Source organism: Vogesella lacus (assembly GCF_979366295.1).
The window spans coordinates 222969-232030 of the sequence record NZ_CEETQT010000008.1; the positions used below are offsets into that span (position 1 = coordinate 222969).

The window sequence follows — 9062 nt, forward strand, 5'->3', positions numbered from 1 at the left end:
TGCAAAGGCCACACCAACAGGCTTGCCGTCGCCCCTTACAATTACTCGAAATTTTTCTGTTTGCACTGTAAGAAGTCGCCAGCACACTGCGACCAAGGGTCGTAACATGCAATCAGGCATGTTAGCTAAACCACAATATCGAATCAGGAGATCAACCATGAACGCATCCAAGACCTTGCTGTTGTCCGCCCTCACTGCCGCGGTTGCACTGAGCGCCGCCGCACCGGCCGTCGCTGCCGCCAAGGAAAAATGCTACGGCGTAGCCGCAGCCGGCAAAAACGACTGTGCGGCCAACGGCCATAGCTGTGCCGGCCAGTCCAAGGTAGACAAAGACCCATCCGAGTGGAAGTACGTTGCGGCCGGCACCTGCAAGTCCATGGGTGGCACGCTCGAGCCGATGATGAAGAAGTAATTCGCCTCATCGACCGTCACGGGGCTACGGCCCCGTTTTTCATTCGCGCGAAAGATTCCTCATGAGCCTGCCTGTCCCCTTGCGCTGCGGCATCGGCCTGCGTCATCCGCACTACGCCGAAGTACTGACCGAGCGCCCGCCGCTTGGCTGGATCGAAGTCCACAGCGAAAACTTCATCGCCGGCGGCCAGCCGCTGGCCATGCTGCACACGCTGGCCGAACACTATCCGCTATCGCTGCATGGCGTCGGTCTGGGCCTGGGTTCGGCCGCCGAGCCGGACCCGGCACACCTGGCCGCGATTGCCGCGCTGCATCGAGACATCTCCCCGGCGCTGGTTTCAGAGCATTTGTCCTTCAATCACGACATCACGCAGCGTTTCGCCAATGACTTGCTGCCGATTCCCTATACGCGCGAGCTGCTGGCCCAGGTTGGCCGCAATATCGACGCGGTGCAGCAGGCACTGCAGCGCCCCATCCTGATCGAAAACCTGTCCAGCTATCTGGCCTACCCGCATAACGAGATGAGCGAGGCCGAGTTTCTGGCCGAGCTGCATCGCCAGACCGGCTGCGGCCTCTTGCTGGATATCAACAATCTCTACGTCAATCACATCAATCTGGGGGAGGACTGCAGCGCTTTTCTGGCTGCCTTGCCGGCAGACGCGATAGGCGAAATTCACCTTGCCGGCTACTCGACCCGCCAGTTTGCCGACGGCAGCCAGCTCTTGGTCGATACCCACAGCCAGGCAGTGCACGATGGTGTGTGGGCGCTGTATCGCGAGGCGATTGCCCGCTTCGGCCCGCGGCCAACCCTGATCGAGTGGGATATCGACATTCCGCCACTGGCCGTACTTCAAGCCGAGGCCGCCAAGGCTAACCAGATCATGGAGGTGTGCGATGTCTGATGCCACCCGCTGGCAGCAAAGTCTGCTTGATGCCATCACCACGCCAGACTGGGAGAATGACCCGCGTTTTGCGGCCAACCCATTGGCGGTGTATCGCAATAACTACCGGGTCGGCCTGATGGCACTACTGCAACAGGTCTACCCGCTGTTGGGCGAGTTGCTGGGCAAGGATTTCTTCGAGGCCGTCTGCCGCGAATATGTGCGCGCCACCCCGTCGCGCAGCGGCAATGTGCACGAATACGGCGCGACGCTGGCCGACTTTCTCACCAGCTTTCCGCATACGCAGCCATGGCCGTATCTGCCGGATGTCGCCCGTTGGGAGTGGGCATGGCACCGTGGCTATTATGCGGCCAACCTGGCACCGTTCAGTCTGGCCGAACTTGCCAGTATCGCGCCGGAGCAATGGCTGGAACTGACATTGTCGCCGCTGCCGTCCTCGACGCTGCTGCACAGCCCATGGGCGCTGTCTGCCATCTACCGCCTGCATCGTGACAACGGCCCGGCCGACTTCACCCTGGCGCAAGACGAGTGGCTGCTGATCTGGCGTGACGACGGTGAGATGCGCTACGAAACACTGTCAGCCGCCGCCTACGCCTGGCTGGCCGCCCTGCAACAAGGCCATACGCTGTTGGCCGCACTGGATGCTGCGCTGGCCATCGACGCCGCTTTCGACTTCCAGCCCCTGCTGCTGCAAGCGCTGCAGCAAGGCTGGCTCTACCGCAAGGAATCATGATGAAAAACCTGATACGTCGCAGCCACGCGCTATGCACACAGTTCTCGCCCCCCCTGCAGGACCTCGCCTTGCTGGCGCTGCGCCTGTGGCTGGCCATGGTGTTTTTCAAATCCGGCCTGACCAAGATAGCCGACTGGGAAACCACGGTCTTCCTGTTTACCGAGGAATACCATGTGCCCATCCTGCCACCGGCCATCGCTGCCCTGCTGGCTACCGCAGCCGAGCTCGCCCTGCCGGTCTTGCTGGTGCTGGGCCTGGCCGGCCGCTTTGCCGCGCTGGGGCTGTTTGTGCTTAACGCCGTCGCGGTAATCAGCTATGCCGCGCTGGAGGGCACGGCGCTCGACTTTCATTACCAGTGGGGGCTGATGCTGTTCTGCCTGATCGCGTTCGGCATGGGAAGGTTGGCCGCAGACCCGCTGCTGGTGCGCCGCATCTTGCGCTGACATGGCATAATCGGCATGCCAAATACTTCCAGCCTATGAAACCGAAATGATGACAGCTGCCACTACCCTGGTGCTGCAGGCCCCAGGCCTCAGCGATGCCGCCGTGCAAGAACTTTACCGACTGGCCGATGGCCAGGGTGCAATCGAAAATGTCGCGGCCAACGTGGTACGCCTGCGCATCGGCAGCGGCTGTCAGCACGAACAACTGCAGGTACGCGCCGACGCACTGCAGACTGATGCCAATCTGGTCGACGACAGCAAGCTGTTTGCCGACATCGGCCTTTTGGTTTCCGATATGGACTCCACGCTGATTACCATCGAATGCATCGATGAAATCGCCGATATGCAGGGCCTGAAAGCCGAAGTCGCGGCGATTACCGCCCGTTCGATGCGTGGCGAGCTGGATTTTTCCGAATCGCTGCGCGCACGGGTCGCCTTGCTGGCTGGCCTGCCGGAGTCTGCTCTTGCTCGCGTCTACGAAGAACGCCTGCAACTGATGGCCGGGGCCGACAGCCTGCTGGCCGATTGCAAGGCACACGGCGTGAAGTTCATGCTGGTTTCCGGCGGTTTTACCTTCTTCACCGAAAGACTGAAACAGCAGCTGGGGCTGGATTACACCTTTGCCAACGAGCTGGAAATTGCCGATGGCAAGCTGACCGGCCGGGTCAAGGGCGACATTGTGGATGCCGCGGCCAAACAGCGTCTGCTGATCGACACCCGCGAGGCACTGGGCTTGCGCCCGGATCAGGTTATTGCGATGGGCGACGGGGCCAATGATTTGCTGATGCTGGCCGAAGCCGGCTTTGGTGTGGCCGTTCACGCCAAGCCGCTGGTACGCGCCCAGGCCAGCTATCGCATTACTTACAGCGGGCTGGACGGCGTACGCCAGCTGTTCCGCTAGTAGCCGGCAATGCTGCCCCCACTTGCCACCGTCTCGGCGGATCTGTCGCTGCCGCTTGCCTGGTCGGACATCCATAGCGACAGCGACTGGCTGCAAGCCCAGCACGAAGCCACACTGCTATTGCATGCGATGGCGGTGGCGGATGCCGGAGACAGCAATAGTCCCCAGCTGCAAAGGCTGGAGGCCAAGCTGGATCTGCTGCTCAACTATGCACTGAACAACCGCTTCCCCGCGCCTGCCGAGAAGACCGGCTGCCGCATCGGGCTGGAATCGATTGCCTGGCAAGCCAGCCAGGCTCTGCCAGTCGGACAACGCGGCCAGCTGCAACTGCACCTGAACAGCCCCTTGCCGGTGCTGCGTCTGCCTGTCACCGTAAGCAGCGCAATCACTGTCGGGCAACAGATTATCTGCAGTGCACAACTTTGTACTTGGCAAGACGACATCGCCTTGCAAAACTGGGAAAAGTGGGTCTTCCAGCAGCACCGTCAACAAATCCATGCAAGCCGCCAATCATCGTGATCGAAACACCCCTTCCGAACAGCAGCAGTACACATAGCCAGCGCACCCTGCAGCTGGCGTGGCTGCTTGCCATTACCCTGATCGTGGTGCTGTGGGGCGGCACCGCCGAAGCGTTGCGTCATCGGCAAAACCTGCTGCGCATCGAGCAGCAGACCGATCAGCAACACTGGCTGCAGCAGGCACAGCGTGCGGTTGACTTCAGCCTGCGCACCCTGGTCAAGGATATTTCCTTATTCAGCCAGGGCAGTAGCGGCCTGTCGCGAAGCGCGACAGAGCTGAGCCAGCTGCGCGATGGTCTGCTGTGGCAAGTCAGTGCCGACAAAGTGCTGCAACAACACGGCCAAGCCCAGCCTCTTGACACCGCTGCCATCGAAAATGTCCGGCAACTGCTGCAGGTTGGCCCCGATGCCAACCGCCTGCAGATCTATCCGGCCAACCGCAGCGCAAGCGGCAAACATAGCGAGTGGCTGCAAGTCGTGGTGATGGAGTGCAATGACAGTCATTGTCCGAGTGCACTGACCGGCTTTGTCATGCTCAGCCAGCTACTGGATGAGGATTTGCTGGCGCAACACCCGGCGATTGCCATTACCGACGAAAACCGCAACATCCTGGCCGGCAATCCACACGCCGACAGCCATGGCGACTCTGACTTTTCGGCCTTCCAGTACATCCGATTGAATCAGGTCAATCTGCAGCTGGCGATGCAGCTGCATGGCCAGCACATCATCCGCTCCTTCAATGCCTTTACCCTGGGCACGCTGGCTACCAGCATGCTGCTGACTGCGCTGCTGCTGCTTTTCATGACCCGTGTCAGTCGTCTGCTGAAAAGACAAAGCGATGAGCATCAGCAGCTTGCCCATATGCAACAGATGCTGTCGCTGACCAATACCAGCCTGCGCGAGAAAATGCGCAAGCTGATCGACGAACAGCGCGACCAGCAAACCCTGATTGAAACCGTACAAGTCGGCGTGTTGATCGTCGACAGCTCGGACTTATCCATCCTGACCTGCAATGACGTCGCCGCGCGCATGACCGGCATGTCACGACAGTTGCTGCAACAACAGCCGCTACCCGAGCTGTTTGTCCATAGTGCTCGCTGTCACGAGTTGCTGGCCGTGCTGCAAGAGCAGCAGATCGTGACCGATCGCGAGGCTCAGCTGAAGAGCCGCAACGAGAAGCTGTGCTGGAGCATGACCTCGATGCGCTATATGCAGTTTCGCGAGCGACACGCAATTGCCGTCAGCCTGATTGATATTTCGGAAAGAATCGCCCACGCGCAAAGGCTGCAGGACGAGAAGCTGGCCACCGAACGGGCGCTGGCCCAGCTGCAGGCCACCCAGCACGAACTATATCAGCGCGCCACCACCGACGAGCTGACCGCCCTGCCCAACCGTCGCCACTTCATGAGCTATGCCGGCAAGTGCCTGGACAAGGCCAGGATCGATGGCAGCACCATCAGCATGGCGTTGATCGACCTAGATCATTTCAAGCAGATCAATGACCGCTTCGGCCACCCGGCAGGCGATGCCGTCCTGATCTTCTTCGCCAGACATCTGGCTACAGCCTTGCCGGTCGTCGCCATGCCTGGCCGCATGGGTGGCGAAGAGTTTGCCGTCATCCTGCCGGATACCAGCCAGCAAGAGGCTCATGTACTGATTGACCGCATTCGCAGCGAACTGGAAAACAAGTCATGCCAGACCGAGCAGCATACGCTTAGCATTACCTTCTCGGCCGGCATCGCCAGCAGCACGCCACAAAATGCGCTCGACCTGGACAGGCTGCTCAAGTGTGCCGACCAGGCCATGTATGCGGCCAAGGCTCATGGTCGCAATCGGGTAGAAAGCCACCAGGAGCCCGGCACTCAGCCATCAGCGCTGTGACAAGGCATCCAGCAGTTTCTGGTGGATGCCACCAAAGCCGCCATTACTCATGACCAGAATCTGGTCGCCAGCTTTGGCCTCATTCACGATAGCCGCAACCAGCACCTCCAGATCGTCATGGCATTGCGCCTTGTCACCCAAGCTTTGCAGCGCCTCGGCCGGCGACCAGCCAAGGTTGGCCGCATAGCAGAACACCAGATCAGCATCTTGCAGTGAGCCTGGCAGGGCCTCTTTCATCGCCCCCAGCTTCATGGTGTTGGAACGCGGCTCAAGCACCGCCAGAATACGATTGCGGCCAACCTTGTGACGCAAACCGGCCACCGTGGTCGCAATGGCTGTCGGGTGATGGGCAAAGTCGTCGTACACCGTCACATCCTGTGCCACGCCTTTGATTTCCATGCGGCGCTTCACGCTGGCAAACTCTGCTAATGCCGCAATCGCGATCTCAGGTGTCACGCCGACATGACGGGCTGCAGCAATGGCAGCCAGCGCGTTGTGGCGATTGTGCTCGCCCAGAATCTGCCACTGCAGATGGCCTAGCTGTTCGCCATTGAACATAACATCAAAACTGCCATCGGTGGTAGCCGGACCAGCAGCCCAGCCTTCATCGCCCGCAAACTGCTCGACAGGCGTCCAGCATCCACGTGCTATCACGCGCTGCAGGCTCTCCTGGCTGCCATTGGCCACCACTAGGCCATTGGATGGCACGGTACGCAGCAGGTGATGGAACTGGGTCTCGATGGCCGCCAGATCGCTGAAAATATCGGCGTGATCAAACTCGAGGTTGTTCAGCACGCAAGTGCGTGGGCGATAGTGAACAAACTTGCTGCGCTTGTCGAAGAAGGCCGTATCGTATTCATCGGCCTCAATGACGAAGAAAGGGCTGGTGCTGGCCGCATCTTGCCGTGGCGCACCAGGCAAGCGGGCCGAGATGCCGAAGTTTTCGGGGATACCACCGATCAGGAAGCCTGGCGCCAGACCGGCATACTCCAGAATCCATGCCAGCATCGAGCTGGTTGTCGTCTTGCCATGTGTACCGGCCACGGCCAGCACCCACTTATCCTGCAGGACATTCTCTGCCAGCCACTGCGGGCCAGAAATATAAGGCAAGCCTTGATCAAGAATGGCCTCCATCAGCGGCTTGCCACGGGTTACCACATTGCCGATTACGTAGACATCAGGATTCAGGCTGGTCTGCTCGGCATCAAAACCACTGATCAGCTCGATGCCCATCGCTTCGAGCTGGGTACTCATCGGTGGATACACATTGGCATCACAGCCCGTCACCTTGTGGCCGGCTGCCTTGGCAATGGCCGCAATACCCCCCATGAAGGTGCCACAGATCCCCAGAATATGAATATGCATGACTCACTCTGCCTGAATGCAAAGTGTGGAGGATACCGGATTTCATATGAAAAAGGGCCGTCACAAGGACGGCCCCGGCTGGCAAGGTCAGCGTGTTACAGCATCACCAGTGTTACCAGAACAAACAGCGGCAACAGGATACCGAAGGACCAGGCCATATAGCCAAAGAAGCTAGGCATCTCGATACCACGCTGCTGGGCAATCGCCTTGACCATGAAGTTAGGCGCATTACCGATATAGGTATTGGCACCCATGAACACCGCACCCATGGAGATAGCCAGCAACGTCGGAGCCATCTCCTTCATCAATACTTGGGCATCACCGGATGCCAGATTGAAGAACACGAGATAAGTCGGCGCATTATCCAGGAAGCTGGACAGGATACCGGTCAGCCAGAAGTACATCACATTATTCGGCTCGCCATTTTCCAGCGTCACCAGCTTCACCAGCGAGGCCAGAGCACCGTTCTCGCCCGCCTGCAATACCGCCAGTACCGGACCAATGGTGATAAAGATACCGGCAAACAACTTGCCGACTTCCAGCATCGGATCCCAGTTGAACTCGTTACCTTCACGAATCGACTTGGGTGTCACCTTCAACGAAACCATCGCAATCGCGATCAGCAGCACGTCACGTACGATATTCTGCAAGGCAACCGGCGTACCCATCACATCAAACACAATGCCAGGCTTCCATGTACCCGACATCAGCACGGCCGCAATCACGGCGCCCAGCAGTGGCAGGTTACGCAGACCGGTGACGCGCACAGGAGAATCCGGTGTGGCATCAATCGGCTTTACACCCTCTTTACGGAAGAAATAGCTGTCAACCGCATAGAACATCACCAGAAGAATCACGGCCAGCATGACAACAGGCATAGCCATGGCGGTGATGGTCCACGAGAAGTCCACGCCCTTCAGAAAGCCCAGAAACAGAGGCGGATCACCCAGTGGCGTCAGACCACCACCAATATTGGCAACCAGGAAAATAAAGAACACCACAACGTGGACATTATGCACGCGGTTATCGTTTGCCTTGATCAGGGGACGAATCAGCAACATCGCCGCACCGGTCGTTCCCATGATGGAAGCCAGCACGGTACCCAAGGCCAGCAAGCCGGTATTCAATGCCGGCGAGCCATGCAGGTTACCGGAAACCAGAATCCCGCCCGAAACGGTATACAAGGCAAACAGCAAGACAACAAAGGGAATGAACTCTGCCAGCATGGCATGTACAACTAGCCCCGCCGATACACCCGCGCCAAAAACCAGCGTGAACGGGATCAGGAACAGTGCCGTCCAGACGGCGGTGATTTTGCCAAAATGATGATGCCAAAAGCCCGGTGCAAAAATTGGAAACAAGGCAATGGACAAGAGAATGCCCGCAAATGGCACTCCCCACAGCAGGCTCAAGGTTGCACCGTCCAAGGCTGCCGCATTGGCAACCGCAGGCGCCGCGAGCATGGACATTAATGCAAACACACGGGTCATAATTTCTCCCAAGTTAGTTTCATCAGCACTCGACAAAGAGTGATGTGTATTCAAGTGGTCTTTTTAGAGACTACTTTTATACGAAAAAATTCACTAACTTTTATCACTTTTAGACGAACACTGCAGCATTAGCATGCAGTATTGTTGCCAAGGTTGGCCACAAAGCGGGTGTCAGGTCTAGTATGGAGTGGATCTTGTGGGACAGATGCCGGTCGGCATCTCTTTGTGCGGAGAATGGCCGTGTACCGTCCGGCACAAAGCACAAAGCCCGACTCATGGAGTCGGGCTTCTGTGGGGGAGTCTGGCGGTGTCCTACTTTCACACAGGCAATCTGCACTATCATCGGCGCTAAGGCGTTTCACGGTCCTGTTCGGAATGGGAAGGCGTGGGACCACCTCGCTATGGCCACCAGACATTA

General features: G+C 58.6%; 9 protein-coding genes and 1 rRNA gene. 7 read left to right on the top strand and 3 right to left on the bottom strand.

Translation table 11 applies throughout. The features are described 5' to 3' along the window. Positions 1-157 precede the first annotated feature (157 nt). The 7 genes from ACZ9W6_RS12225 to ACZ9W6_RS12255 all read left to right on the top strand — a co-directional run bounded on the left by ACZ9W6_RS12225 (position 158) and on the right by ACZ9W6_RS12255 (position 5789). The gene (locus ACZ9W6_RS12225; RefSeq protein WP_465191439.1) at positions 158-412 is read left to right on the top strand and encodes a BufA1 family periplasmic bufferin-type metallophore; all 255 of its coding nucleotides are present in this window, start codon (positions 158-160) and stop codon (positions 410-412) included. 61 nt (positions 413-473) lie between these two features. Then, positions 474-1313: an MNIO family bufferin maturase gene (gene bufB, locus ACZ9W6_RS12230; RefSeq protein WP_465191440.1), complete on the top strand. Its 840-nt coding sequence runs from the start codon at positions 474-476 to the stop codon at positions 1311-1313. Continuing rightward, the gene (locus ACZ9W6_RS12235) at positions 1306-2046 is read left to right on the top strand and encodes an HvfC/BufC family peptide modification chaperone (RefSeq protein WP_465191441.1); all 741 of its coding nucleotides are present in this window, start codon (positions 1306-1308) and stop codon (positions 2044-2046) included. The genes bufB and ACZ9W6_RS12235 overlap by 8 nt, the downstream gene beginning before the upstream one ends. Continuing rightward, positions 2043-2489 carry a DoxX family protein gene (locus tag ACZ9W6_RS12240; RefSeq protein WP_465191442.1) on the top strand — a complete coding sequence of 149 codons (447 nt, stop codon included), beginning with the start codon at positions 2043-2045 and terminating at the stop codon, positions 2487-2489. Before ACZ9W6_RS12235 ends, ACZ9W6_RS12240 begins: the two co-directional genes overlap by 4 nt. A gap of 46 nt (positions 2490-2535) precedes the next feature. Next, positions 2536-3390 carry a phosphoserine phosphatase SerB gene (gene serB, locus ACZ9W6_RS12245; protein ID WP_465191443.1) on the top strand — a complete coding sequence of 285 codons (855 nt, stop codon included), beginning with the start codon at positions 2536-2538 and terminating at the stop codon, positions 3388-3390. Positions 3391-3399: 9 nt separating this feature from the next. Next, the gene (locus tag ACZ9W6_RS12250; protein ID WP_465191444.1) at positions 3400-3909 is read left to right on the top strand and encodes a PilZ domain-containing protein; all 510 of its coding nucleotides are present in this window, start codon (positions 3400-3402) and stop codon (positions 3907-3909) included. Next, entirely contained in the window at positions 3906-5789 is a 1884-nt protein-coding gene (locus tag ACZ9W6_RS12255) for a sensor domain-containing diguanylate cyclase (RefSeq protein WP_465191445.1), read from the top strand. Before ACZ9W6_RS12250 ends, ACZ9W6_RS12255 begins: the two co-directional genes overlap by 4 nt. Here ACZ9W6_RS12255 and mpl read toward each other — a convergent pair. The 3 genes from mpl to rrf all read right to left on the bottom strand — a co-directional run bounded on the left by mpl (position 5778) and on the right by rrf (position 9057). Next, a complete protein-coding gene (gene mpl / locus ACZ9W6_RS12260) occupies positions 5778-7154 on the bottom strand; it encodes a UDP-N-acetylmuramate:L-alanyl-gamma-D-glutamyl-meso-diaminopimelate ligase (protein WP_465191446.1) in 1377 nt (458 codons plus the stop codon). The genes ACZ9W6_RS12255 and mpl overlap by 12 nt on opposite strands. Positions 7155-7249: 95 nt before the next feature. Next, a complete protein-coding gene (locus ACZ9W6_RS12265; protein ID WP_465191447.1) occupies positions 7250-8644 on the bottom strand; it encodes a sodium:proton antiporter in 1395 nt (464 codons plus the stop codon). Between the two features lie 299 nt (positions 8645-8943). Continuing rightward, positions 8944-9057: ribosomal RNA gene (gene rrf / locus ACZ9W6_RS12270) — 5S ribosomal RNA — on the bottom strand. Between the last annotated feature and the right edge of the window lie 5 nt (positions 9058-9062).

Coding starts and splice junctions, on each gene's coding strand:
- ACZ9W6_RS12225 (WP_465191439.1), top strand. CDS start 158: ATGAACGCATCCAAGACCTTGCTGTTGTCCGCCCTCACTGCCGCGGTT.
- bufB (WP_465191440.1), top strand. CDS start 474: ATGAGCCTGCCTGTCCCCTTGCGCTGCGGCATCGGCCTGCGTCATCCG.
- ACZ9W6_RS12235 (WP_465191441.1), top strand. CDS start 1,306: ATGTCTGATGCCACCCGCTGGCAGCAAAGTCTGCTTGATGCCATCACC.
- ACZ9W6_RS12240 (WP_465191442.1), top strand. CDS start 2,043: ATGATGAAAAACCTGATACGTCGCAGCCACGCGCTATGCACACAGTTC.
- serB (WP_465191443.1), top strand. CDS start 2,536: ATGATGACAGCTGCCACTACCCTGGTGCTGCAGGCCCCAGGCCTCAGC.
- ACZ9W6_RS12250 (WP_465191444.1), top strand. CDS start 3,400: ATGCTGCCCCCACTTGCCACCGTCTCGGCGGATCTGTCGCTGCCGCTT.
- mpl (WP_465191446.1), bottom strand. CDS start 7,154: ATGCATATTCATATTCTGGGGATCTGTGGCACCTTCATGGGGGGTATT.
- ACZ9W6_RS12265 (WP_465191447.1), bottom strand. CDS start 8,644: ATGACCCGTGTGTTTGCATTAATGTCCATGCTCGCGGCGCCTGCGGTT.